General features: G+C 60.1%; 32 protein-coding genes and 3 pseudogenes. 14 read left to right on the top strand and 21 right to left on the bottom strand.

The annotated features are described in order from the left end of the window. Positions 1-306 precede the first annotated feature (306 nt). Together C7I85_RS25205 and C7I85_RS25200 are read right to left on the bottom strand one after the other, a co-directional pair. Entirely contained in the window at positions 307-633 is a 327-nt protein-coding gene (locus C7I85_RS25205) for a hypothetical protein (protein WP_106726757.1), read from the bottom strand. A 13-nt stretch (positions 634-646) separates the two neighbouring features. Continuing rightward, positions 647-877 carry a hypothetical protein gene (locus C7I85_RS25200; RefSeq protein ID WP_146148956.1) on the bottom strand — a complete coding sequence of 77 codons (231 nt, stop codon included), beginning with the start codon at positions 875-877 and terminating at the stop codon, positions 647-649. A 1,037-nt stretch (positions 878-1,914) separates the two neighbouring features. On the opposite strand from C7I85_RS25200, the gene C7I85_RS25190 reads away from it, so the two are divergent. Then, positions 1,915-2,241, top strand: coding sequence for a hypothetical protein (locus C7I85_RS25190; protein WP_106726754.1), 327 nt, complete (start codon positions 1,915-1,917; stop codon positions 2,239-2,241). Positions 2,242-2,472: 231 nt separating this feature from the next. Here C7I85_RS25190 and C7I85_RS25185 read toward each other — a convergent pair whose 3' ends face one another. The 3 genes from C7I85_RS25185 to C7I85_RS25180 form a co-directional block, all read right to left on the bottom strand. Continuing rightward, the gene (locus C7I85_RS25185; protein ID WP_106726753.1) at positions 2,473-2,667 is read right to left on the bottom strand and encodes a hypothetical protein; all 195 of its coding nucleotides are present in this window, start codon (positions 2,665-2,667) and stop codon (positions 2,473-2,475) included. A gap of 21 nt (positions 2,668-2,688) precedes the next feature. Next, positions 2,689-2,892 (bottom strand): hypothetical protein, encoded by a 204-nt coding sequence (locus tag C7I85_RS30680; RefSeq protein WP_146148955.1) that lies wholly within the window; start codon positions 2,890-2,892, stop codon positions 2,689-2,691. A gap of 117 nt (positions 2,893-3,009) precedes the next feature. Next, positions 3,010-3,351 carry a hypothetical protein gene (locus C7I85_RS25180; protein WP_106726777.1) on the bottom strand — a complete coding sequence of 114 codons (342 nt, stop codon included), beginning with the start codon at positions 3,349-3,351 and terminating at the stop codon, positions 3,010-3,012. A gap of 394 nt (positions 3,352-3,745) precedes the next feature. Between C7I85_RS25180 and C7I85_RS25175 the strand changes: the two genes are divergently transcribed. Together C7I85_RS25175 and C7I85_RS25170 are read left to right on the top strand one after the other, a co-directional pair. Beyond that, entirely contained in the window at positions 3,746-4,015 is a 270-nt protein-coding gene (locus tag C7I85_RS25175; RefSeq protein WP_106726752.1) for a hypothetical protein, read from the top strand. Positions 4,016-4,447: 432 nt separating this feature from the next. Next, the gene (locus tag C7I85_RS25170; RefSeq protein WP_106726751.1) at positions 4,448-4,987 is read left to right on the top strand and encodes a DUF4142 domain-containing protein; all 540 of its coding nucleotides are present in this window, start codon (positions 4,448-4,450) and stop codon (positions 4,985-4,987) included. A 315-nt stretch (positions 4,988-5,302) separates the two neighbouring features. On the opposite strand, the pseudogene C7I85_RS32365 reads toward C7I85_RS25170, so the two are convergent. Next, positions 5,303-5,494, bottom strand: a pseudogene (locus C7I85_RS32365) (type VI secretion protein); the annotation flags it as partial. A gap of 188 nt (positions 5,495-5,682) precedes the next feature. On the opposite strand from C7I85_RS32365, the pseudogene C7I85_RS25160 reads away from it, so the two are divergent. Continuing rightward, positions 5,683-5,838 (top strand): annotated as a pseudogene (locus C7I85_RS25160) (acetyl-CoA C-acyltransferase); the annotation flags it as partial. A 208-nt stretch (positions 5,839-6,046) separates the two neighbouring features. On the opposite strand, the gene C7I85_RS25155 reads toward C7I85_RS25160, so the two are convergent. Both C7I85_RS25155 and C7I85_RS25150 read right to left on the bottom strand, forming a co-directional pair. Then, complete coding sequence (locus C7I85_RS25155) at positions 6,047-6,283, bottom strand: hypothetical protein (protein WP_106726749.1); 237 nt, start codon at positions 6,281-6,283, stop codon at positions 6,047-6,049. A gap of 241 nt (positions 6,284-6,524) precedes the next feature. Next, positions 6,525-6,974, bottom strand: a complete 450-nt coding sequence (locus C7I85_RS25150; protein WP_146148953.1) for a hypothetical protein — start codon at positions 6,972-6,974, stop codon at positions 6,525-6,527. Between the two features lie 284 nt (positions 6,975-7,258). On the opposite strand from C7I85_RS25150, the gene C7I85_RS30675 reads away from it, so the two are divergent. Continuing rightward, positions 7,259-7,501, top strand: coding sequence for a hypothetical protein (locus C7I85_RS30675; RefSeq protein WP_146148952.1), 243 nt, complete (start codon positions 7,259-7,261; stop codon positions 7,499-7,501). 644 nt (positions 7,502-8,145) lie between these two features. On the opposite strand, the gene C7I85_RS31145 is transcribed toward C7I85_RS30675, so the two are convergent. Beyond that, a complete protein-coding gene (locus tag C7I85_RS31145; RefSeq protein ID WP_181257369.1) occupies positions 8,146-8,706 on the bottom strand; it encodes a hypothetical protein in 561 nt (186 codons plus the stop codon). Between the two features lie 758 nt (positions 8,707-9,464). On the opposite strand from C7I85_RS31145, the gene C7I85_RS25140 reads away from it, so the two are divergent. Continuing rightward, on the top strand, positions 9,465-9,704 hold the full coding sequence (locus C7I85_RS25140) for a hypothetical protein (RefSeq protein WP_181257368.1): 240 nt from the start codon (positions 9,465-9,467) through the stop codon (positions 9,702-9,704). A 420-nt stretch (positions 9,705-10,124) separates the two neighbouring features. Here the strand turns inward: C7I85_RS25140 and C7I85_RS25135 are convergent, their stop codons facing one another. Then, positions 10,125-10,313, bottom strand: a complete 189-nt coding sequence (locus C7I85_RS25135; protein ID WP_210203081.1) for a hypothetical protein — start codon at positions 10,311-10,313, stop codon at positions 10,125-10,127. A gap of 324 nt (positions 10,314-10,637) precedes the next feature. Beyond that, positions 10,638-10,880: a hypothetical protein gene (locus tag C7I85_RS25125; RefSeq protein ID WP_106726776.1), complete on the bottom strand. Its 243-nt coding sequence runs from the start codon at positions 10,878-10,880 to the stop codon at positions 10,638-10,640. Positions 10,881-11,095: 215 nt separating this feature from the next. Here C7I85_RS25125 and C7I85_RS25120 point away from each other — a divergent pair, with 215 nt between their 5' ends. Further along, complete coding sequence (locus C7I85_RS25120) at positions 11,096-11,563, top strand: Hsp20 family protein (protein WP_106726745.1); 468 nt, start codon at positions 11,096-11,098, stop codon at positions 11,561-11,563. An 89-nt stretch (positions 11,564-11,652) separates the two neighbouring features. Next, positions 11,653-12,159 carry an Hsp20/alpha crystallin family protein gene (locus C7I85_RS25115; protein WP_106726744.1) on the top strand — a complete coding sequence of 169 codons (507 nt, stop codon included), beginning with the start codon at positions 11,653-11,655 and terminating at the stop codon, positions 12,157-12,159. A gap of 241 nt (positions 12,160-12,400) precedes the next feature. Here the strand turns inward: C7I85_RS25115 and C7I85_RS25110 are convergent, their stop codons facing one another. Both C7I85_RS25110 and C7I85_RS25105 read right to left on the bottom strand, forming a co-directional pair. Beyond that, the gene (locus tag C7I85_RS25110; protein WP_106726775.1) at positions 12,401-12,679 is read right to left on the bottom strand and encodes an usg protein; all 279 of its coding nucleotides are present in this window, start codon (positions 12,677-12,679) and stop codon (positions 12,401-12,403) included. A gap of 157 nt (positions 12,680-12,836) precedes the next feature. Continuing rightward, on the bottom strand, positions 12,837-13,109 hold the full coding sequence (locus C7I85_RS25105; RefSeq protein WP_106726743.1) for a hypothetical protein: 273 nt from the start codon (positions 13,107-13,109) through the stop codon (positions 12,837-12,839). 325 nt (positions 13,110-13,434) lie between these two features. Here C7I85_RS25105 and C7I85_RS25100 point away from each other — a divergent pair, with 325 nt between their 5' ends. The 4 genes from C7I85_RS25100 to htpG all read left to right on the top strand — a co-directional run bounded on the left by C7I85_RS25100 (position 13,435) and on the right by htpG (position 17,682). Further along, positions 13,435-13,749, top strand: coding sequence for a co-chaperone GroES (locus C7I85_RS25100; protein ID WP_106726742.1), 315 nt, complete (start codon positions 13,435-13,437; stop codon positions 13,747-13,749). 54 nt (positions 13,750-13,803) lie between these two features. Further along, complete coding sequence (gene groL, locus C7I85_RS25095) at positions 13,804-15,429, top strand: chaperonin GroEL (protein WP_106726741.1); 1,626 nt, start codon at positions 13,804-13,806, stop codon at positions 15,427-15,429. Between the two features lie 68 nt (positions 15,430-15,497). Beyond that, positions 15,498-15,722, top strand: coding sequence for a hypothetical protein (locus C7I85_RS25090; protein WP_106726740.1), 225 nt, complete (start codon positions 15,498-15,500; stop codon positions 15,720-15,722). A gap of 67 nt (positions 15,723-15,789) precedes the next feature. Continuing rightward, the gene (gene htpG / locus C7I85_RS25085; RefSeq protein WP_106726739.1) at positions 15,790-17,682 is read left to right on the top strand and encodes a molecular chaperone HtpG; all 1,893 of its coding nucleotides are present in this window, start codon (positions 15,790-15,792) and stop codon (positions 17,680-17,682) included. Positions 17,683-18,176: 494 nt separating this feature from the next. Here the strand turns inward: htpG and C7I85_RS25080 are convergent, their stop codons facing one another. Then, positions 18,177-18,476 (bottom strand): DUF982 domain-containing protein, encoded by a 300-nt coding sequence (locus C7I85_RS25080; protein ID WP_106726774.1) that lies wholly within the window; start codon positions 18,474-18,476, stop codon positions 18,177-18,179. Positions 18,477-18,636: 160 nt separating this feature from the next. On the opposite strand from C7I85_RS25080, the pseudogene C7I85_RS32185 reads away from it, so the two are divergent. After that, a pseudogene (locus tag C7I85_RS32185) lies at positions 18,637-18,789 on the top strand (histidine kinase dimerization/phospho-acceptor domain-containing protein); the annotation flags it as partial. Positions 18,790-18,850: 61 nt separating this feature from the next. Then, positions 18,851-19,177 (top strand): hypothetical protein, encoded by a 327-nt coding sequence (locus C7I85_RS25070; protein WP_106726738.1) that lies wholly within the window; start codon positions 18,851-18,853, stop codon positions 19,175-19,177. Here the strand turns inward: C7I85_RS25070 and C7I85_RS31805 are convergent. The 7 genes from C7I85_RS31805 to trbF all read right to left on the bottom strand — a co-directional run bounded on the left by C7I85_RS31805 (position 19,103) and on the right by trbF (position 23,094). Beyond that, positions 19,103-19,300 carry a hypothetical protein gene (locus C7I85_RS31805; protein WP_245445098.1) on the bottom strand — a complete coding sequence of 66 codons (198 nt, stop codon included), beginning with the start codon at positions 19,298-19,300 and terminating at the stop codon, positions 19,103-19,105. The two genes, C7I85_RS25070 and C7I85_RS31805, sit on opposite strands and share 75 nt — an antisense overlap. After that, complete coding sequence (locus C7I85_RS32090) at positions 19,297-19,419, bottom strand: hypothetical protein (RefSeq protein ID WP_280954421.1); 123 nt, start codon at positions 19,417-19,419, stop codon at positions 19,297-19,299. The genes C7I85_RS31805 and C7I85_RS32090 overlap by 4 nt, the downstream gene beginning before the upstream one ends. After that, the gene (locus C7I85_RS31800) at positions 19,416-19,655 is read right to left on the bottom strand and encodes a helix-turn-helix transcriptional regulator (RefSeq protein ID WP_106726737.1); all 240 of its coding nucleotides are present in this window, start codon (positions 19,653-19,655) and stop codon (positions 19,416-19,418) included. Before C7I85_RS31800 ends, C7I85_RS32090 begins: the two co-directional genes overlap by 4 nt. Positions 19,656-19,927: 272 nt before the next feature. Further along, positions 19,928-20,164: a DUF2274 domain-containing protein gene (locus C7I85_RS25060; protein ID WP_106726736.1), complete on the bottom strand. Its 237-nt coding sequence runs from the start codon at positions 20,162-20,164 to the stop codon at positions 19,928-19,930. A gap of 1 nt (position 20,165) precedes the next feature. Next, positions 20,166-21,386, bottom strand: coding sequence for a TrbI/VirB10 family protein (locus C7I85_RS25055; protein ID WP_106726735.1), 1,221 nt, complete (start codon positions 21,384-21,386; stop codon positions 20,166-20,168). Next, positions 21,383-22,408 (bottom strand): P-type conjugative transfer protein TrbG, encoded by a 1,026-nt coding sequence (trbG, locus tag C7I85_RS25050; protein WP_106726734.1) that lies wholly within the window; start codon positions 22,406-22,408, stop codon positions 21,383-21,385. The genes C7I85_RS25055 and trbG overlap by 4 nt, the downstream gene beginning before the upstream one ends. Continuing rightward, positions 22,405-23,094, bottom strand: a complete 690-nt coding sequence (trbF, locus tag C7I85_RS25045) for a conjugal transfer protein TrbF (protein WP_106726733.1) — start codon at positions 23,092-23,094, stop codon at positions 22,405-22,407. The genes trbG and trbF overlap by 4 nt, the downstream gene beginning before the upstream one ends. Between the last annotated feature and the right edge of the window lie 2 nt (positions 23,095-23,096).

Below are 23,096 nucleotides of genomic sequence, written 5' to 3'. Positions count from 1 at the left end.
CAGCCTGAAACGAAAAAAATGCCCGCCGCCATCGCTGACGACAACCCGGTTTTGCGCCCTCGCAACAACGCCCCGGCCGTGTTCCGCCGACGGGCAAGAAGCCGAAATCCAATCGGCCGCCAGAGGTTGCCCCCCCGGCTCTAGTCACGTATGTCTACAACGCAGTCATATCCATAGGCTGGCTGTCTGCCGCCTGGCCGGCGTGCATGGGGCACTTGTCGCGCCGGCCACTCCTTTGACGCAACGCCCGTCGCCACCGGAGAGGACGACGGGCGCTTCGGCATCCAGCGAGGACGTCCGCATAAGCTAGCTGGACCAAAACGCGCCATTGCCGCTCATGGCGCGCTGGACCAGTTCGTCGAGCTTGTCGGCCTGTGAGTGTTGGCGGGCTTCCTCGTGTCGGCCCTGTTCATCATTCCTATGAAGCCGGATCGCAATTTCCAGGATATCTTCAAAGCTTCGACCGCCGACCGTGAAAAGCGATAAGATCCTTGCCGCGAACTCATTCTGATCCGCCAGATCGACGATCTGCAGCTCGTCAACGGCGCGCTGCATCAATGCGTCAAGCACGTCCAATTCGTTGGCAGAAAAGGCAGCTAAGTTTTCGGGGTGGAGTGCGAGGAATTTGCGCATCTCACCCTCCCACTCAGGTGTCTTCTCTGAGCGCTCTGGTCAGCGCGGCTTCCCGGATGTAGCCGGCCTTGAAGAGGTCGAGCGCTTTGGAGGCAAGGCGTTCCGCCTCAACTCCGCGAGGAGGCAGCCGGCGTTCGGAGCGGACGCTCTGAACCGCGTGCCGCATGATCGTCACATTTTCTGGGGTGAAAACCTTAGTTCGATTTATGATCACAGCTGGCGAAAGCATGGTGATCTCTTCCAATCGCAGGCACCCGAAGCCAGCGATATGGGGATGCTACGCTCTTTTGGATCAATGGCAAAACACGTTTTGGCCCCACGGAAAAGCGCAAGATCGCTGAACAAAAGAAACCCGCCGGTGGACTTGGGACCCGGCGGGCGAGAGTGCCATTGACCGCCTTGAAACGATCAAGTCGCGATGTGGTTCCAGAAACAGGGCAAAAATTGAACCGGTCCAGGACTGGACGTGAGCGGTTGCCGCCGCATCTTGGGTTGTGGGGCGTCGTCGTCGGGGCAACTACCTGGGAGGAAAGGTGTGTTTACGAACGCTCAGTATCTGTCCGCGTCCGACCTTGAAAAGATCAAACGCGTTCTCGCTGGCGCGCGCCTGTCAATCCGCACCGACGAGGCGGCGCGCTTCCTGATGCGCAAATATCAAGAGGGCGTAACGGACGAGTCCACTTTGGCAGAGGCGCTCGATTGCTATGCCAAGCTGCGCACAGGGTGGCGGATCATACCAGGCGATGGTCGGGGCAGAAGCAGTGGCGCGCACGTGAAAAGTAAGTACACCGTTCCCGGTTCGGCGAGGAAGCTGGGAGCGGCCAGAGGCTCGGTGGTTCTCAGGGAGGAGCGTTCACCGAGCCTCGCTTGTATATCGCTTCAACAAAATTGCCCGCCTCGGCGAACCGAGGCAGGCAATTGGGCGTAAGAAAATGATGTAGCATTACAAAATCTAGCGTTTGTCCAATATTCTGTCACGCCAAAAGCGAATAGCCGCGCCTCGCGGCGGACGAGACGGGCTATATGGGCGAAGATTGGCTACCGTTAGCGTCATCAAATTATCCCAGAACCAATTGCAGCTCAGGCCGGGGAAAACCCGATTGGGGTCAGCAAGAAGTGTAACAGACTACCGCCGAAATGCGCTGCTGCCATCTCCGGATTGCGCATTTCCGTCCGCGCGTCGCGTTCTGATCTGCTCTCCCTTTGTAATGGGACGCGCAGAGGAGGCGATGGGCGATATTTGCGGTTGCAGGCATCCTGATCGGCGGCTTAGATCGAGTTATGAGCGATTGCACGGCCGCCTTCATCTTGGAACTTTTGCAAGCCGCCAACGAAGTACCCAAACTCACCATGGCGGAGCGAGCTCGTCTATTGCAGCGTGCCACGGCGGTAATCCATGACTACCGCGACGAGATCAATTATTCCAAGATACCGGCAAACGACAGCGGAATCCCGGAAGAGGTTGTCAATTTTCTGATCGAAGGGGCAGGTTTTGTCGATGAATTCTCGGACAGCGAATTTTCGGAGACGATCCTTCAGGCAACTGCGGTCATAAGGGCAGCGCGGATCCTGCTTGAGGAAAAGAGGAAGATCGAGCTGGGCGAATAGACGATGGACCGAAGCCCGGGACGCATCCTGAAACGCAAAGGAAAGCCCGCCGCCTCGGGTGAGACTACGGGCTAAATCGATCAGGTTGAGCGATTTCGGAATTACGATTTCGGCACGATGTAGGTGCGTGCGTTGATCTCGTTCGGCGGACTATTCCTTGAAACTCCCGAACAGTGCTTTTGATCCGATACCATTCCTTGGACCGCCGGAAGGTGGAGTTTCCCGGCTGTTTCACGATGGCGGGCTGGCGGCGCCATCGGGATTGATCAACGAGATCGGCAGCAGCCAGTTATAGGCTGTAAAATCCCACAAGCCAAAACCTACCATGCCGAGCAGAATCATCTGGAATAGGATGAGGGCCGACATGGCCCTGATCATGAAGTTTGACCAGCGCTTCTTGCTGTCATGGTGATTCTGGAACGCCATGAGCTTGGCGTGCGGGGTGTTTCACGCAACATTGTTGCGCTTGGCCTTCGCATCCGCGAACATCCGCCGAACCTCGTCCTCGGACACATCTTTGCCAGCGCCTCCGACTTTCACCACGACGCTCCAACCGATCACCAATCCGGCAAGCTCGAACAGGCGGGTGGCAATCCACACACGCAGCCCGAACATGCGAGGTATACGCACACCTATGCGGATGCTCGACATCAGCTCGTTACCCGTCGACTGTGATTTCGCCTGCGCTGCGGGTCATGCTTCTCATCTATTCCATGGGTTTCGGATCGACCGGCTAGCCGTGAGTCCTGTGGGACCGTGTTCACCACGTCACTTCGTGCAGTCCGTGAGTTGCTTCTCCTCGATCGAGAACACGCCCTTATCTTTGACCTCTATGTTCTTCACGGTGCACGTGCGGCCGGCTTTATCCGTGAGCTTGGCATCATAGAGGCCAGGAGGCGTATTCCGTACGGTCAACCGCTCATCATGATCAACCGAACCATCTGGATCGTTCTTCGTCTGGTTCTCTCCCCAGTTCTGGGTCTCAGCGGGGGCCAAGTAAAGTTCCGTGACGGTGTTTGCGGTCAGGTTCCAGAACTTCAGCTTGTTGTTGGCGGCGTTTGCAGCCCCTATGATGATCAGTAGCGCGAAGGCGACATTGAAAGCACGCATCGTTTCCTCCCGGAACTTGTGCTGGGAGGCGGATACTATCACCATCGACCGCATTGCTCGACGCCGCTTGGTCAAAGCCGGGTGAAGCCGGATAGCCTTCATGTTCGGTTCCATGGGTGATGAGGGTCGACAGGCCTGCCATCGACATCAGAGACGATCGTATAACCGCGCGCTTCCTCCTTCTGGATCAGCGTGTAGTTGAACGGGGATGATAACGGTTGCCGGCGACCAGTAGGCAGCGGCAGCGTCGGCAGGTGTAGTAGCGCCTGCTGCCGGATGCCGTGCGGTCAACACCAGCGCAGGTCACGGTAGAGCTTGCGGTACTGCGCGGCCTCGGTGGAGCGAAAATGCGGTCTCTTGCGTTCAATTGCTGGAGCCACTGGAGGAAACTGTCATGGAGATCACACCAGTCCGCTACATCAGCACCGATCATTCGACCGACCAGGCCGTCGTGACCATCACGTTCGAACGCGTTGATGGCAACAGATTCTCAGTCGTTCTGGATGCCGACGAAGCTTTCAAGATGGCAAAAGATGTTGCGGAGGAGGCATGCATCGCGAAAGAGTTCGGAATGACCAAGCGAGGTGACCCCGACCATCCAACTCGCGACACGGCAGAGACGCCCGCGCCTAACCCCAATGGTGATACGGCGATAGACGATTGACGAAACTAATCTGTGCCTTCCGCGTTGACCCGATAGCTGCGGGCGTGCTTGGACCCCGTTGTGGAGAGCAACTGTGATTTGGTTCGGCGCCTTATTGGTCCTTTGCGGCGTTGTGATGCTTGTATGGTCGATGATCAACCGAAGACGACCAAGCAAAAGTCACACCGATCCTGTAGCGGACCAGACGTTAGAGCCTCCTCGCCGCAAACTACGTTTCCGAGGCCGCGCTCAAAACTGGATTGGCGTGCTGCTCATCCTAATTGGTGCGATTATTCTCCTCGAAGGATCATTCTGAGTCCGCACCGGCATCGGGCCGCGCTGCTTGCGCTTGGGCGCTTTGACGTCAACGGCCCGGCTGCCTGTCGGTCTGACCGGTGAACAGGGAACAATGAACGGCTTCTCCCGTTCACCGCAATTCACTGGAGAGCAGCCATGAGAACGTTTGTGATAGCGACGTTGGCGATGTTGGTTGCCGTGCCAGCTTCTGCCGAGTCCACCATGGAAAAAAGTGGCATCAACTCCGTCTTTGGAATTGCGCCCTCTACCGAGGATTTTGTGACCGAAGCGGCGACGGGCGACATGTTTGAGGTTGCGAGCAGCAAGCTCGCGCTCGAACGCTCCGATGACGCGACGAAGGCCTTCGCCCAGCAAATGATTAATGATCACACCAAAACAAGCGCGGATCTGAAGGCTTTGATCGCAAGCCACAAAATCAATGTGACGCTTCCGACCGCAGTGACATCCGCGCAGCAGGAGATGCTAGACAAATTGCAGAAATTGCAGGGAGAATCTTTCACCAGGAAGTACCATGCCAACCAAGTTAGAGCCAACACGGACGCCGTGGACCTTTTCAAGCGGTATGGCAACGGAGGAGACCAGGTTGACATCAAAGAGTGGGCGAGAAAGACCCTGCCAACTTTGGAGCGTCACCTCGATATGGCCAACGTACTAAACAGAAAACCCGCCTCGTGAGGTGCGGATGGGGCGAAGACGCTTGTTTGCGCGTCATCGCCGCTTATAGCCTGCGCTACCTGCGTAAATCTGCGAAGAGCAGGAATCTAGTGGCGTCGTCCCATTTTCTTGTCGACCAGATCACCAAACTCCGAATAGATCATCCCGAAGGCGCGGAGGTAGGCTTAGGTTGCCGCCCTGGGGCATAGCTGCATCGTCGGAGAAGATCGAACGCTCGATCCAGCAGCCTGAAACAGCGTTGGAAGCATCGCGGTGACAGATGCGGAGCTCGACGGTTCTACGCGCCGGGGGCTGAAGGTCTGCTTCTGAAAATCCAGCGTTGAAGTTGCCGGTCCGCTCGCGGCCCCAGACCGAGCGATTGCCGGAGCTGACCCGGCCGGAGCGAGAGATACGGGCGCCTGCCTTCTGCGCGGCGGCGAACGCCTGCGCGATAAAGGGCCTGGCGCGCTGTGCGCTGGTGGAACGGATGCGGCCGGGCCGGATGCGGAAATGGTCCTCGCCGCTCATGGCCGATGCCCCGTACATCGTGCCAAGGGACGGAAATTTATGAGAAATCGGCGGTTCCGCGAGGTGCTAGGAATTCCCGCACCTCGCAGAATCGCCTCATAACCTATTGAAACAACACGACCGACCGACGCCGCACCTAGCGGCCTTTTATTCGGTTGTGTTGCCTGGTTCTACCCTCCGCGCACTTCGGCGGTGCGATCGCGCTCGGCCATCCAGTCGGTGCCACCGGCGCGATCCTGACCGTGAAAGCCCTCTATGAACTGCAACGCCTTGGTGGCGGCTACGGCCTGATCGCCATGTGCATCGGAGGCGGGCAGGGCACAGCGTTAGTGGTGAAAACCTGACAAAGGTAGACCCCGCCCGGATCATGAGAGAAAGCCCGCCGTCATAGGCAGAACGGCGGACCTTCCGAGCAGTAACGAGCGCCTGCGGAGAGGGGAAAACAGGCGCAGCAACCAAACTCTCTGCTGTCGCGGTGGTTCCGGCCTAATCCTGGCGCTTCTTGAGTTTTCTGCGCTGGCTCTCCATCATGTTCCGCGCGTCGGCATGGACTTATCGGAGCGGCGACCTTTGCTGGTGGAGGCGGACCGCGATTTCCAAGATTTCCTCGAAGGTCCGGCCGCCGGGCGTGTAGAGCGCCAAGATCCTTGCGGCGGCATCGGTCCTTTCGCCTTCATCGATGATGCCGAGTATATCGACGACGCGCGTCACCAGCGCATCGAGCATGTCCAGTTCTTCCGGCGAAAAGCTGCGCTGTTGTTCAGGGTGCAGTGAGAGATATTTGCGCATGGCTCGCCCTCACGGCTCAGGCATCGTGTCCAAGGGCTCTAGCAAGGGGCTCAACCATGGGGTGGCCGGCCTGGTCGAGTGCTTTCCGGGCGAGGCGTTCGGTCTGTGCTCCCTTCCGTGGCAGCCTCCGCTGGCAGCGTTCACGTTCGATAGCGCGCCGTACGATGTTCAGATGTTCGGGAGTGAATACCTTGTGTTGGCCAGCCATGCGCTTTCTCCAGCAAGTATCCCCTGCAGCACCTCAATACCCCGGATAGTACCCTGGATAGGCAGGATACGCAGGCGGATAGGCCGGATACGCGGGATACGCAGGATACTCGGAATAATATCCAGAGTAGCAGGGGCCGTAATACGGATCGCAATAGGGATACGCATACGGATACACGCCGAACCCAAAGAAGGCGCCGTCGCCATCCTCGTCAAAGCCGCGGCCGCGGAAATGACCACCGCCATGGAAGCCGTTCATGCCGTGGAAGCCGCCCATCCCGCCATGGAAGCCACCGCCACCGTGGAAGCCACCCCCGCCGTGCGGGATACCGCCCCCGTCGCGGATGAGTTGCAGGCCGCTGGTCGCGGCGACCGCCGGGGCAGTGTCGGGGCTTTGAATGCTTCCCGAAAAAGCGTGTGCGCTGCAGAGCGCTCCAAAGCTCAGCAACCCCGAGCATGCGAGTGTTGAGAGATAGCGTCTCATTGTCTTTCTCCAAAGGAAAACGTCCGTGGAGCTCAAGACCTGCGATAATCGTGGGGGGATGGGCCTCTACGCGATAATCGTGAGGGTTGGCCCTATACCGGACCTCTCAGGCGAACGTGTCGTGAACATTAAAGTTCCGGCCGAGACCGCAGGCGATCAGGTCGGCACGAAGTTCCAGAACAAGCCCAGAATTGACGGTCCAGGTCTGGACGTGAGCGGTTACTGCGTCATCTTGGTTTGTGCGGCGTCGTCGTCTGGGAGGACAACTGCCAGGGAGGGAAGGTGTGTCAACGAACGCTCAGTACCTGTCCGCGTCCGACCTTGAGAAGATCAAACGTGTGCTCACTGGCGCACGCTTGTCGATCCGCACCGACGAAGCTGCGCGCTTTCTGATGCGCAAATACCAAGAGGGCGTGACGGACGAGACGGCTTTGGCCATGGCACTCGATCGCTATGTAAAGCAGCGTACCGGCTGGCGGGTCGTCCGGGGTGGTGATCTGGGACAGACGCAGAAGCGCCGCCCCTGACAGATAAGCGCGCCGCCCCAGCGAAGCGAGCTGGAGCTGCCAGAGGCTCGGTGGTTCTTAGGGAGGAGCGCCCACCGAGTCTCGCCGGTGGTAGACGTTCAACAAAGAATGCCCGCTCCGGAGACCGAGGCGGGCAGTTTTTGGCTTAAATGTACAAGACACTACCCAAATACCTGCGGGGCTCAGGATCTGACGATCGTTGGGCCCGCCCTCAACGGCGTGAGGGACCCTCAGAACGCATCGCGAACACAAAGGTTCCGGCCGCTCTGGCGCGCCGGGCGGGCAATCCAATATCAGAGAGCAACCCTGTTGGAGTCCCGGACAAAAAGCCCGCCTCGGCGAGCCGAGGCGGGCAGGGCCAATGGTCAAATCTCCCAGACCACAAAATCAACTTAGCCACAACTGAACGGCCCCGTCATGTCAGGCAAAATAGCCACGGGAACAGCCACGAAGTTCCGAAACCGAAAAGCCCGCCGGCTATTGGAGGCGGCGGGCGGGCCCTTAGCTGGATCGAACGGGATAGATCGTTGCCAAGGAATACTGAAATAGCAGCGCTGGTTGATCGTCTGGCGGCTGGCAGCGTCTAGATCGCTGCCAGCAGTTGAGAAAATTCATTTATCCCAGCCACAGACCTGTAATTTCAATTACCACGACCAACCGGTCACAATCTTCTTGTTGTGGTTGCCGTTATTTTGGCCGTTGTTCGAACCGGAATTGTTATTCCCGTTGTTGCCGCCGTTGTTCGAACCGGAGTTCATATTGCCGTTGCCCGTGCCGTTATTGTTCCCCGAGTTGTGGTTGCCGTTGTTTTGACCGTTGCCAGACCCCGAGTTGTTGTTCCCGTTACCGGTGCCGTTGTTGTTGCCGCTATTGAAGTTGCCATTGCCTGTGCCGTTATTCGACCCGGAGTTGTTATTTCCGTTGTTAACGCCGTTGCCAGAGCCGGAGTTGTTGTTTCCGTTGTTGCTGCCGTTTCCTGATCCGGAGTTATTATTTCCGTTGTTGTTGCCGTTGTTGGAACCGGAATTGTTATTCCCGTTGTTATTCCCGTTGTTGTTCCCCGAATTACCATTGCCATTGCCGTTTCCGTTGTTCGAGCCGCCGCTCTGGCTGCTACCGCCGCCCTGGTTGCCGGCGTATGCGCCTTCAGCGACAAAAGAAGCCATGGCGAGAACTGCGATCGAGGTAAGGAGTAGCTTTTTCATGTCACAACCCTTTCTTTGGTGACTAGACAGGAATTTTGGATTTCCCCCCAAAAAACCGAAAATTATTCTAGAATTATTCCAGGGTTAATTATTGAATGACCGATAGCAATTCAGGAATACTACTATTTTGCTTTTGGGTTTTGCCCGCCATTAAAGGGATAACCCTGACGGAAAGCATTCGACCTGACCGCTGAACGGGGCTGCGGGTAGCGACCGAGGGCTCGTGAAAGGCGGTAATCAAGCCCAACCCAGCCTTGTGCGCCGGAAAAGCCCGCCCCAAGGTATGAGGCGGGCTCTTACCGACATGAATAAAGCTACTCACCTGGTCAGTTTAGCGATGGCAGAAGTTTCGGTCACGTCAGGAGAAACGGAGAAAATCTTAATAAAAACCCTAACTCATAGGCGTTGTTTAAATTTTCTTAAAGTCATACTGCAAGGCGCTTTTAGTTCCTCCAAACAGGAATAGCCCGCCTCGTGGGGACGAGACGGGCTACATGGGCGAAGATGGCTACCGTTAGCGCCATCAAATTATCCCAGAACCAATTGCTGCTCAGGCCGGGAAAAACCCCATTGGGGTCAGCAAGAAGTGCAACAGACTACCGCCGATGTAATGCTGCTGCCATCTCCGGATTGCGTATTACCGTCCGGGCGTCGCGTTCTGATCTGCACTCTCTTTGTAATGAGGCACGGTGGCGCAGAGGAGGCGCTGGGCAGTATTTACGGTTGCAGGCATCCTGATCGGCGGCTTAGATCGGGTTATGAGCGATCACACTGCCGCGTTCATCTTGGAACTTATGCGAGCCGCCAACGAGTTGCCCAAACTCACCATGGCGGCGCGCGCACATCTATTGCAGCGAGCCGCCGCGACTATCCGCGACTACCGGGACGAGATCAACCCTTCCGAGACGCCGGCAAACGGCACCTCAAACCAGGAGGACGTCGTTTATTTCCTAAACGAAGCAGCGGGCTTTGTAGATGATTTCTCGCACCGGCATTAGGGAGGCCGCAGCCCGAAGCGCAGCGTAGGGAGACTGGGGGAGAGCTTCGACGCAGTGAACCGTAGTGGCCCCTCCACGCCGGTGTTACCCTCGGTGCGTGCTTGCGAAGACACCCCCGTGCAGATCAAAAGGAAGCGCATCCATGAACTCGATCCGAGGCCGTGGGCCTCGATGCCGGCGACTCCTGCAGGCGGCGCGGGTGTGTTGGTGCTGGTCAGATGCCTGGCTCGGAACGTGACATTCGCGCCGCGGAGCGAATGCGGCCGCAGGCCGCCTGCTGTTCGGATCTTGGGTTTGAATCCGGCGCGGCCGGATTCTGGCCACGTCAGTGGTCTGGCCGGCAGGCATGAGCAATAAAAGCCGCCGAGGTCCGGCGGCTGGAAGGGCGGCCGGGATTTCCCGACCGCCAGCTGGCGGTGCTCAGTCCTGCGCGTCGTCCGGCTTCTTCTCGCGGATGACCACGCGGCCGGAGACGGCGATGCCGGGGGGGAGAACCAAGTTGAAGCCCTTGCCGTCCTCATGCGGCCATGAGGCGCCGACCTTCGTCCGGAAATTGCGATCCTCGTTGGGCTCATCGACGACGAACACGCCCAAGGGCTGCGACTTCAACCGCTCATCCCTCAACGGAGACGTTCACAACGCCAAGGCCATGCCCGCGCGCTCCCGATTGCCAATCGCGTCGAAGCCGCCGATGCGCAGCTCGTCGAGCGGCGTCAGCGGCCTGGATTGTGGAGCGCAGCTTTGCTTGGTTCGGGCGAAGTCACCGGCTTAGTAAGGATTACGAGTATCGTATGCAGACGTCAGATGATCAACCTTGCGGCTGCATCGCTTGATGCTCAATCGGCTCGCAGCAGGTTAATTTTCAAACACCCACTAGGGCCTATTCCGGCCTTCCGAATGGCTGCGGCACCGGGGTGTTCATGATTCAGCAGATCACCTCGGGCCCGACAAAAGCGGGCCCGCTGCGTCTTCAGCCGGTTCGATCAAGTCGATCAAGGCAGCCACTTTGGTTCCTGGCAGCGGACGGCCTTCGTTCATCAACGCTTCATCGCCAAAAGTCCAGGCCCACGCCTCCCGCAGTTCCTCGAGCGATGCGCCCGTCAGCACGATCTCTGCGATCGTCTGCTCGTCCACGGGGCCGAGGACCGAGACAACCTCGTCGCGTGTCATTGCCATCGTTTCCTCCATTGATCTCCAACACAAGACATGGGCTTCGAAGCCAGCTTTTTCCACCGCACGCCGATGGTTTGCGATCCCTTGACGCTCGGGAAGGCTATACCCACATGTTTTTTCGCCGGTCGCCGCGCTGGGACCGGCCATGTCAGGGAGGAGCGCCCAGGCTGCTTCTTGGCGCCCTCTCGTATCTATGTTGCTCCAAGGAGGATGTAGCTATGAGAACAGCTATGGATTTTTCTCCCTTCTATCGATCGAGCATCGGCTTCGACCGAATCTTCGACCTGCTCGAAAAGGCGAGCCTGCCCCAAAACGGCGACAACTGGCCACCTTATGATATCGCCAAGGTCAGTGAGGACACCTACCGCATCGTGATCGCGGTGGCGGGGTTTGGCGAGGCCGAGCTGACCATCACTCATGAACCGAACATGCTCATGGTCAGTGGCGCCAAGGCCGAAAACGAGGAGGTACAATATCTCCATCATGGCTTGGCTCTGAGGCCTTTCGCCCGCCGCTTCGAGCTGGCCGACCATGTCAGCGTCATTGGCGCAAAGCTGGAAAACGGTCTGCTGATCATCGACCTCAAGAAGGAATTTCCTGAGGAAATGAAGCCGCGCCGGATCGCGATCAATGCCACGCCGGCCAAGAAGCCGGCGAAGCGGATCGAGGGGGAAGTCGCGGCCTGACACCATAAGACAACGGACCTGCACGAACGCCCCTCCCACTGGTGCAGGCCCGTTGCGACCAAAACAGACAAGCAGGAAAGGATAGGACGATGAGTGTACGTGACCTGATCCCCTGGAGCCGGGGCAACAACCAGGCCCCAGGCCTCTATCGCGGTGAAGACATGGATCCGTTCCTGTCGCTGCATCGCAACGTCAACCGCTTGTTCGAGGAGGTGTTTCACGGCTTTGACACACCTGCTCTTTTCGGCCGCATGACGCCTAGCCGCTTTTGGCCGAGCGTCGAGTTCTCGGAAACCGACAAGGAAATTCGCGTGACGGCCGAGGTGCCTGGCCTTGAGGAAAACGACATCGAGGTGCTGCTCGAGGACGGCGTCCTGACGCTTCGCGGCGAAAAGAAGTCGGAAACCGAAGACAAGGATCGCCAGTTCAGCGAGCGCTATTACGGGCGCTTCGAGCGGCGTCTTGCCGTTGGCCGTGAGGTTGAGGAGGACAAAGTTGCGGCGACCTTCAAGAACGGCGTGCTTACCGTGACACTGCCGAAGACCGAGAAAGCGCAGGCGAGCGCCAAGCGCATCGCGATCACCGGTAGCAAGTGAGTATACCGGATGCTCTCTGGGCATCCGGAGACCATTTTCGCCGACCTGACGGAAGTCGGGCCAATTGAGAGGCAGTCGTTGCGAGATCCGGCTTCAAGATCGCTCACTGCCGCGGGTTGCTGACGACGAGTTTTCGCAGATGGCAGTGATAATCTTTTTGGCGGATTGCCGGCACCGATGAACTGACGTTGGCATTGACCCGGAAGTCTTGCTTCGGCCCCGTGCTCGGCTTAACAGCGCATCAGTGGATCGCAATTATGCCATCCACCGCCCGCCATTCGGCCGGCTGTAACAGGCGGTGGTGGGCGACGCGCACGGAATGCAACGCGCCCTCCAGTTCGCGCTCCCAATAGTTGAGAAAGCCTTTCAGAGTTGGAAAGTCCGGCGCGAGGTCGTATTCCTGCCAGACATAGAGCTGTAGCAGGCTCGGGTGATCGGGCAGATGGTAGTGGATCTCGGCCGTCGTCAGTCCGAAGCCCTGAATCTGGAGTTGGAATTCCCTACTGACGCTTGCAATCATGCAACTCTCCTTCCTGACGGCCTCGGAGGACGGTTCAGCCATCCATCAGTTTTCGCGAACTCCAAGAGATTCATGATAACGCCGGAACACCGGAGGTCATGGATGCCAAGCTCAAGGCCCTCAGCTATCCAGATGACTGGCATTGTGAGGCCCCCCTTCAGATGCCTGAAAGTCGAGGCGAGATCTGGTCGAAGGGAACGGTGCTTTCGGCGCCGGGCGCTCGGCGCAGCGCCGGGATGGATTCCACCGCGCAGGCATCGGAAGCCCAGGACGAGAGGATGGCCCGCTTTTCCCGGATGTCGAGGCCGGGATCGGCCAGCACATCGCCCGGCTGCTTGAAAAAGCGCGACGGCGCCAGCAGGCGGTCCAGAGAAAAGTCGGATGTTTCGGGTGCAAGCGAAGGGATGATCGTCGAGAGATTGCGGTCCATCGATGGCCTCCGTCGAGAATGCTCCTTGATCGGGTTGGTCATCTGCCGTCCATCGGACAGCATTGCGCGACTAATTTTGTTCGTCAGCACTCAATATTCAAGTCGCAAAATGCAACGGCCACAACGACGGATAGCGCATTCTTTTCAGGGCGCTAACCGGTTCATGGGGAGCGTGAATTTTTTTTGGCCGCCCTCTTGAAACTGCAAATGGCAAAAATTAGCTCGATGACGCGCGACGCCGGACAGGGTCGCGCGCCCCGCTCCAGCCACCCGGTTTGGAGCGGAGGGACCTCTCACAATCTGTTTGTCCTTGAAGGAGAACGACATGAAGTTCCGTCCATTGCACGACCGCATCCTGGTCCGCCGCATCGCGGCCGAAGAAAAGACGGCCGGCGGCATCATCATCCCTGACACCGCGAAGGAAAAACCCCAGGAAGGCGAAGTCATCGCGGCCGGCCCCGGCGCGCGTGCGGAAAGCGGCCAGTTGCAGCCGCTTGATGTGAAGGTGGGCGACCGGATCCTCTTCGGCAAATGGTCCGGCACCGAAATCCGGCACGGTGGCGAAGACCTGCTCATCATGAAGGAAAGCGACGTGATGGGCGTCATCGAGGCCACCGCAACCGCCAAGAAGGCCGCCTGACGGCTTCTTGCAATCGATCAGTCAACGCAAACTGCCTATTGAAGGAGTGAACCAATGGCTGCCAAGGAAGTTAAATTCCACACCGAAGCCCGCGAGAAGATGCTGCGCGGCGTCGACATCCTCGCCAATGCGGTAAAGGTGACGCTGGGTCCCAAGGGCCGCAATGTCGTCATCGACAAGTCGTTCGGCGCGCCGCGTATCACCAAGGATGGCGTTTCGGTCGCCAAGGAAATCGAGCTTGAGGACAAGTTCGAGAATATGGGCGCGCAGATGGTGCGCGAGGTCGCCTCGAAGACCAACGACCTGGCCGGCGACGGCACCACGACCGCGACCGTTCTGGCCCAGGCGATCGTGAAGGAAGGTGCCAAGGCCGTGGCCTCGGGCATGAACCCGATGGACCTCAAGCGCGGCATCGACAAGGCTGTCGACGCCATCGTAGCCGAGTTGAAGGGCAACGCCCGCAAGGTGACCAAGAACGACGAGATCGCCCAGGTCGGTACCATTTCGGCCAATGGCGACGCCGAGATCGGCCGTTTTTTGGCCGAGGCGATGGAGAAGGTCGGCAACGAGGGCGTCATCACCGTCGAGGAAGCCAAAACCGCCGAGACGGAACTCGAAGTGGTCGAGGGCATGCAGTTCGACCGCGGTTATCTGTCACCCTATTTCATCACCAATCAGGACAAGATGCGCGTCGAGCTGGATGAGCCCTATGTGCTGATCCACGAAAAGAAGCTCGGCAATCTCCAGGCCATGCTTCCCGTGCTCGAGGCTGTCGTGCAGTCGGGCAAGCCGCTGCTGATCATCGCCGAGGACGTCGAGGGCGAGGCTCTGGCCACGCTGGTCGTCAACAAGCTGCGCGGCGGGCTGAAGGTCGCTGCCGTCAAGGCGCCCGGCTTCGGCGATCGCCGCAAGGCCATGCTGGAAGACATTGCCATCCTGACCGGCGGCACCGCGATCAGCGAGGACCTCGGCATCAAGCTCGAAAAGGTCACGCTCAGCATGCTCGGCCGCGCCAAGAAGGTGGTGATCGAGAAGGAAAACACCACCATTGTCGATGGTGCCGGCTCCAAGAATGAAATCCAGGGCCGTGTCTCCCAGATCAAGGCCCAGATCGAAGAAACCACCTCCGACTATGATCGCGAAAAGCTGCAGGAGCGCCTTGCGAAGCTCGCCGGCGGCGTCGCGGTGATCCGCGTCGGCGGCGCGACCGAGGTCGAGGTCAAGGAAAAGAAGGATCGCGTCGACGACGCGCTGCATGCCACCCGTGCGGCCGTCGAGGAAGGTGTCCTGCCGGGCGGCGGCGTCGCCCTGCTGCGCGCCGCCAGGGCGCTCGACAATGTCGTCGTGGACAACCCCGACCAGAAGCATGGTGTCGACATCGTGCGGCGCGCCATCGAGGCGCCGGTGCGGCAGATCGCCGAGAATGCGGGTGCGGAGGGCTCCATCATCGTTGGCAAACTGCGCGAGAAGGACGAGTTCGGCTATGGCTGGAATGCCCAGACCAACGAATTCGGAGACCTCTACAAGCAGGGCGTGATCGACCCGGCCAAGGTGGTGCGCACCGCGCTGCAGGATGCGGCCTCGGTCGCCGGCCTCTTGGTGACCACCGAGGCGATGATCGCCGACAAGCCCAAGAAGGAAGTGGCGCCGGCAATGCCAGCCGGTGGCATGGACTTTTAAGGCGTTGATAAGCCTGCTCGCTCCCCATCAGGGGAGCGGGTATTAGTCGATCAAATTGGGAGACCGTCATGGATGCAATAACCGAGGCCAGATCTGTTCCGGCTCCGACACATGCTGCGAGCGAATTCTTTGCCTACGAAACAGAATGCCGTAACGCCTTGAGGCCGCTGCTGACGAGCTTGCTGGATATGGCCGAATCCGCCGGCTGGAATCGGCGCACCGCCGCATCGACTCTGATGTTCCTGGCCGCGCAAAACCTGTCTGCGGCGTCTGCGGCGTCCGCAGGCGGTTGAGCGCCCAGCGGCGAGTAAGCGTCCAGGCATGATTGTTCGGCGGACGCAATGTGATTAAGGAGCGGTGATGACGATCGATGCAATGACAACGGAAACGAGGACATTCGAGGCCGACGTTGCCCGCCTGCTCCATATGATGGTGCATTCGGTCTATTCCGACCGGGATGTGTTCGCGCGCGAGCTGATCTCCAACGGTGCAGACGCCTGCGAAAAGCTCCGATTTGAGGCGATCGGCCACCCTGAGTTACTGGGCGACGACCCGAAGCCTCGCATCACCATTATAGCCGATCCGGACAACAAGCAGCTTGCCGTGGAAGACAACGGCATCGGCATGAGCCGAGACGATATGGTTGAGGCGTTGGGAACCATCGCCCGGTCTGGCACACGCGCCTTCGTGGAGCGCGTCGAGGCCAGCAAGGTAGCGGAAGACCCACAGCTTATCGGCCAGTTCGGCGTCGGTTTCTATTCGGCCTTCATGGTGGCCGAGAGCGTTGACGTGGTTAGTCGCCAGGCGGGCAGTGACGTTGCCTGGCGCTGGTCGTCAGATGGCAAGGGCACCTATGAGGTCGCTTCGGTGCCGCTCGCAGTCGCACCGAAGCGCGGCACCCGCGTCGTGCTGCATCTCATGAACGATGCGGTTTCTTACGCAGAACCCTACCGGCTCGATCAGCTGGTGAGGTCGCAGTCCGGCCACGTGCCGGTGCCGATTTTGCTTGTCGAAAAGCCCGGCGCCGAAGCCCACGACATTACCGACGGGACTGCCATTTGGGTTAGGCCGAAGGGCGAGATCAAGGCGGAGGAATATGCGGATTTCTATCGCAGCGTCGCCGGCCAGTATGACGAGCCAGCCGCCACGATCCATTTCCGTGCCGAGGGACGGCAGGAATACAGCGTGCTCGCTTTCGTTCCGAGTTCGCGTCCACTCGACCTCTTCGAACCCGACCGCAAGGGGCGCATGAAGCTCTATGTGCGGCGTGTCTTCATCACCGATGACGCCGATCTCCTGCCGCGCTATCTGCGCTTCGTCCGCGGGCTGGTCGACTCGGCCGACTTGCCGCTCAACGTCTCGCGCGAAATGATCCAGGAAAGCCCGCTCCTGGTCGCGATCCGCAAGGGTGTGACCAATCGAATCCTTGGCGATCTCGCCGGGTTGGCGGAGAATGATGTAGAGACCTACGCAAAGCTCTGGGACAATTTTGGCGCCGTTCTGAAGGAAGGCCTCTACGAAGATAACGAGCGGCGCGAGCGATTGCTGAAGATTGTCCGGTTCCGATCAACGGCCTCCGGCGGGGAACTGCGTAGCCTCGCTGACTATGTTTCATCGATGAAGGAGGGGCAGAAGGACATTTTCTTCATGGTCGGAGACGACCGCGCGCGGCTCGAGGCCTCGCCGCAGCTCGAGGGCTTCAGGGCGCGTGGCGTCGAGGTCCTGTTACTTACCGATGCGGTCGACAGCTTCTGGACCACGATCGCACCCGAATATGAGGGCAAACCATTCAAGTCGGTGACGCAGGGCACGGCTGAGCTTTCGGATATCCCGCTTCTCGACAATTCGGCGAAGCCCGACACCGAAACGCCATCCGAGATCGCCACATTCGTGGCTTTCGTCAAGAAGGCGCTTGGCGACGCTGTTTCCGACGTGAAGCCCTCCGATCGGCTGACCAAAAGCGCTGTCTGCCTAGTCGCTCCGGAGAATGGCCCCGACCGCCAGTTCGAGCGTTTGCTCAATGCGGCGGGCCGACTTGACGAGGCGGCTAGGCCGGTTCTGGAGATCAACCCACGGCACGAACTCATCATGGCACTGGCGAGGCTTGGCAACGAGGAGCGGAGCTTCAAGGAGGACGCGGCACACCTGCTCTATGACGAGGCGCGTGTGCTCGACGGTGACAAACCATTGGACGCTAAAGCTTTCTCGGAACGCCTTGCACGCATCGTTACGCGGGGTATGTCCAAAGGCTGAGTACGCGCCTTTTGGCCATGGGTTAAGATTTTTGCCGGGAAATGGGCGGCGCGCACGGCTCATGTTCGGCGCTTGCGCCGGCCTTGAACCTTCTCGGTCCCCAAGTACGCTGCTCGAGCATAGCGAAGGATGCCCAACGCAGCAGAGAACTCCGCATTCGACACCCACAGTCGATATCCCGTCATCCATCGGGCACACATTGCTGATGCCCGTCCAGTGCACCCGGAAGAGCAGAAGCATACCCCGGGCCAAAACTGAACCGGTCGTTTGGTCTCGGCTCCTGAAAACCCGTCGCGTGTTCGGCCTCTCGTGCACTCAGGATCAGTTTCGGCGAGATCGCGTGTCTGCGGAGATGGACTGAATTTCGCGCCATCACGCATATCCATGGTCTCCGAGTGTCAAGAACGCGGCCGTTGCCCATGCGCGCGACCGCTCCGTCTCGCGGACGACGAAGGTGACGGCATGAGGCAGCCGTCCCCGTTCAGAAAGCTATTTCAGGCCGGCATTCCGCTGCGGCCACTGGACGTTACCATCCAAGGCAAGGGCATGGACACGTCTTCGAAGATACCCTTCTCCTTGGCAAACCTGACGAACGCATCGCGCGCCGCACTCAACGGGTAGTCGCTATCAAACGCCCGCTGGCAGGCTTTCAGCGCGGTTACGTAGATCGTTCCACGCCGCCACTTCGGCCATTCGTAGAGAAATTCCAGAGCATCTTCCAGGCTGGCGATTTCTTGAACCAGGTTTTTCCCGCTCTTCACAAAAACGGGGCTGTCGAACATTCTGTCGCTCATCATATCCTCCAATCAATTGAACGATTGTTGGTGTTTAGGGTCGTCCCCGACCGACAGCGGCCGGACACAGCCACGATATGTTTCTGAGTTTTCCGAATTTCAAGAGGGACGTCCGCACCTTCCAACCGGACGCCTGAGAGAGTGTTTGGGGCAGATGTCTATCTACGTCCTGCTTGCCCAGCTGCATAAGTCCTACCACGAGGCACAAGAGGCAAGCCTGTCGAAATCGAGGTTCCTGGCACAAGCCAGCCACTACCTGCGCCAGCCTATTCACGCGATCAGCTTGTTCACCGCCTGTCTGCGCGACGCCGGCGAGGAGGCGCTGGCCGGTATTTACGGTTGCAGGCATCCTGATCGGCGGCTTAGATCGGGTTATGAGCGATCATACTGCCACGTTCATCTTGGAGCTTATGCGAGCCGCCAACGAGGTGCCCAAACTCACCATGGCGGCGCGCGCACATCTATTGCAGCGCGCCGCCGCGACTATCCGCGACTACCGGGACGAGATCAGCCCTTCCGAGACGCCGGCAAACGGCACCGCAAACCAGGAGGACGTCGTTTATTTCCTAAACGAAGCAGCGGGCTTTGTAGATGATTTCTCGGACACCGAATTTGAGGAGACAATCCTAGAGGCTATAGCCGTCATCGAGGCAGCGCAGATCCTGCTGGCGGAAAAAAGGAAGACCGAAGGGGGCGAATAGACCCCACGAGGCGATGAACCTGCCCGATAGGTGCCCGCGAAAAGCAAAGCGCCGGGCAACCTTGCGGAAACCCGGCGATTTCAGGCGGTGGTCGCCAGACTTGGGATCGGTGGCGACCGTCACAGCTCTTCGATCGTGGCCGACGTGCCCCCGCGATTGATGGTCAGCCGATAGCGCACATACTCGGCGCGGTCGTCGCAGGTGACGATCACCACGCTTGTTGGGCGATGAGTTCCAGTCATCCGGGATGGCGTCGGTCGCCTTGCCGCACCGGTAGCCGCGCTGACGCACGACAACGAACCCTGTTCTTTTCGTCCCAAGCTTCAAGTTCGTCGATCGGGTAAAGCACGGCTTTGCCGACCTTTACGAAGGAAGGCCCAATCTTCATGGCGCGCCAATTCCGAAGCGTTCCTAACGATACTCCGCCGCGATAGCGCTCCGATACTTCCTCCGCAGTCAGGAATTTGGTGGCTGACATAAAATCCTCCTCTGAACGGTACAAGCGCCGGGCGGCTAATGCTGGTCGAGCGCGTGAAACCCTTGGAGTGAGGCCCTCACTCAGCGTCACCGTCGGGTTCGCCCATCATTGGTGGCTCACGCTCCCGCATGGGTGAACATGCGCCGCGGGATGGGCACCGGGAAGGGCCGTCGTGGTCGGGTAGGGGGTTCGGCTAGTTCCGGCTAGACATAGGTCGGGTGCCCGGCCCGCAGTGAGGTCGCGTTCCGCGGAGTTTCCGGGCATAAGAGCTATCAGCCACCGGAACGCCCACCGTCCGCGGCATTCTTGGCCTTCGCGAAGCCTCGATCCGTGGCGATGAACTTCTCCAGCATCGGGACGATCAATCGCACGGGGTCGGTCGGTCGACCGGACTCTCGTGCCAGGATTTCAGAATAGAGGGTCAGGTCACGATGAAGGCTGGCGGGAAGGTCCAGCGTCACTTTCACCGGCTTGTCGTCCGCGATCGGACCAAGTTTCAGCTTCGCCATGTCAACCTCCATAGGGCTCGAGCACAAGATCGCGCGTGACGACGACGCGCACGAGGAAGCCGGGCCTGATCGTCAGGGTCGGTGCGATCTGCAATTGGCGTTGGACGATCTGTTGGCCGGCCTGGTTGATGGTGTCCTGCGCGCCGCCGCGAATTGCCCTGATCAAGCGGTCGTTGTCGTCTGCGGCGAGTGCGGTGCCGACACCGAGCAGAGTGGAAAGGGCGGCAGCCCCGGCGAGATCCCACCAGTGATAATCAACGCCGTCCTCAAGGCCTGCGTAACCCTCGGCATCCGCGCCCGGCTGGCGCTCCAACACAATCGAGCGGCCATTCGGGAAGATCAGTCTATTCCAGACCAGCAAGACACGGCGTTGCCCGAAGCCAACGCTATTGTCGTACTGGCCGATAATGCGCGTCCCCTGCGGAATGAGCAGGATCTTGCCCGTGGGGCTGTCATAGATGTTTTCTGTGACCTGGGCGGTGATCTGACCGGGCAGATCGGAACGGATACCAGTGATGAGCGCCGCAGCGATCACCGCGCCGGCCTGCAGCACATTGGTCGATTCTGGCGCGGTCACGCGATCGGGTGAGGCCGTGCGCTTGTCCGGCGTCTGGTTCAGGAAGGCGAGCTGGCGGTCCTGGGCGGTCGGCGTTGCCGCCTCGGGTGCGAGGCCAAGATTCGCGAGATTGGGCGTGGGGACAGTGTCGGTCGTGACGGCCGCCGTCGGTTGCGGCGTCGAACTGCGCGTCTCGGTCGAGGCGAACAGTCGAGCTGTCCGCGCCGACTCGAGCTCTTGAAGTCGCCGTTGATCCTCTGCACTGATGCCTGGATCGGGCGCAGCGATCGCCGGCGGCGGCGCGGCGCTCTGCGCGTTGAGGATCGGCCGGCCCAGATCACCGGGCAATGGTGGGCCGAGCACCGGCCCGGTGTAGTCGCGGGGAAGACTGTTCAGGCCATCTGGCGTCGCACGGTTATCGGTCGCGTAAAGCTCCTCATTGCCCTGGCGTCCGCCCTGGATTTGCAATGCGTAGACCAACGCGCCGCCGATCCCAACGCTTGCAACCAGACCAAGACCGACCAGAACCTTGCGGGACAACCTGGTGACGCGCGGCGGTTCGGGTCGCAGACGCATCGGTGCAGCGGGCACGCCGGTCAGCGGCAGGGCCCCGGCGTCGCCGGACGGCTCCGGCTCCTTTTCCTTTCCGGTCTCGACCTCGCTCATGATGCGGGCCTTCCATCAGTGCGCGAGATCCGCACGCGTTTTTGGTTGCGGTCGGCGCCGAAACGGAGTTCGGCGGCGGCGAAGAGCCGGTCGACGATCATGTAGTTGCCGCGCACGCGGTAGTTCACGAGTTCGGATGTGGCGCCCTCGGGACCGACGACGAACAGCGGCGGCATTTCGCCCTGGCCGATGCCGCGCGGGAATTCGATGAACACCTGCCGACCATCGTCGAAGGCACGCAGCGGCCGCCACGGCGCGCGGTCGCCCGTCACCTGATAGCGGAAATTGACGCGGGCGAGATCGACACCGGTCGAGACGGGCTGCGCGGCATGGGCTTCAGCATTCTGCCGCCGCAACGCAATGAGCTGGTCCTGCGGATATTGCCAGGAGACCGACGCCATGTAGGTCGAGGACGTCGACCGCAGCTCCATGTAATAGGTGCGCAGATTGGTGTTGATGACGAGGTTCGTCATAAGATCGGGCCGCGTCGGCTTGACCAGGATATGAACCTGTTTCGTCGCGCCGGTGCCGCTCTCAGTGTCGCCGATGATCCAGCGCACGGTGTCGCCGGCCGCCACGGGACCAGTGCCGACGAGCTGCTCGCCGGGCTGGAGCGCGATGTCCGTGATCTGTCCGACGGCGGTGTAGACCTGATAGAGCGCCCCTTGGGTGAACGGATAGACCTGCATGGAGTTGATGAAGCCATTGCGCACCGGCTGCACGCGGGCCTGCGCATTGGCCTGATTGACGCGGGCGGCGGGGTCGGTTGGTTCTGCCGCCTGGCGCGTTCCTTCTACAGGCTTCATCTGGCCGGGAAGCGGCAGGGGCCTCGGCAGCTCGACGATGCGCACCGGCGACGGCGGATCGACCGTCTGCACGGCGGGCGCCGCGGTGTCGTAGCTGATCTCGGGCGGTGGCGTGTTGGTCGCGCAGCCGACCAGCGCCGAGGTGCAGGCCAGCAGAAGCGCAAGCGAGGTCTTACGGAGAGCCGGCTGTCCGGCTGTGCGGAAGGCAGGCGTCATTGTCCCAGCTCCTTCGACCAGTTGATGGCGTTGACGTAGATTCCGAGCGGATTGGCCCGAAGCTTTTCGGCGTCGCGCGGCGTTTGCACGACGATGGTGAGGATGGCGGACCAGCGCTCGGTCGCGGTAAGCGAGCCGTCCTGGTAGCGGCGCTCGGTCCAGGCAATTCGAAACGAGTCCGGCGAGGCCCGGATGACGCTCGACACCTCGACGGCGACCTGCTGCTTGCCGACCTTGGTGAAGGGGTCGTTGGCGCGCGCATAGTCGTTGAGGGCAAGCGCACCGGCCTGCGTGGTGAAGTCATAGGCGCGCAGCCAGTTCTGCCGCACGATGATCGCGTCGGCCGGGATCGAGCGGACCTGCTCGATGAAGCGCGCGAGGTGGAAGGCGATCTGCGGGTCGGACGGCCGGTAGTCGGCTACGGCCGGCGCAATCGCCTGCGCCTGGCCGAGTTTGTCGACCTGCACGACCCAGGGGACGATGGTACCGCTGGCGGATTGCCAGACGAGGCCACCCGCCAGGCCGGCGGACAGAGCCAGGCAGCCGAACGCCATGTAACGCCAGTTGCGGGCCTGCACGCGCGCGGAGCCGATGCGATCGTCCCAGACCTGCGCGGCACGTTGGTACGGCGTCTCGGGCTGTGGAGTTTTTCCGTAGTGGGTTGATGGTCTTTTGAAGACGTTCATGG

It is taken from the genome of Pseudaminobacter soli (ex Li et al. 2025) (assembly GCF_003012705.1).
Classification (GTDB): domain Bacteria; phylum Pseudomonadota; class Alphaproteobacteria; order Rhizobiales; family Rhizobiaceae; genus Pseudaminobacter; species Pseudaminobacter soli.
Note: the sequence above shows the minus strand (reverse complement) of the source record. Positions and strands in the feature narration are given on the sequence as shown.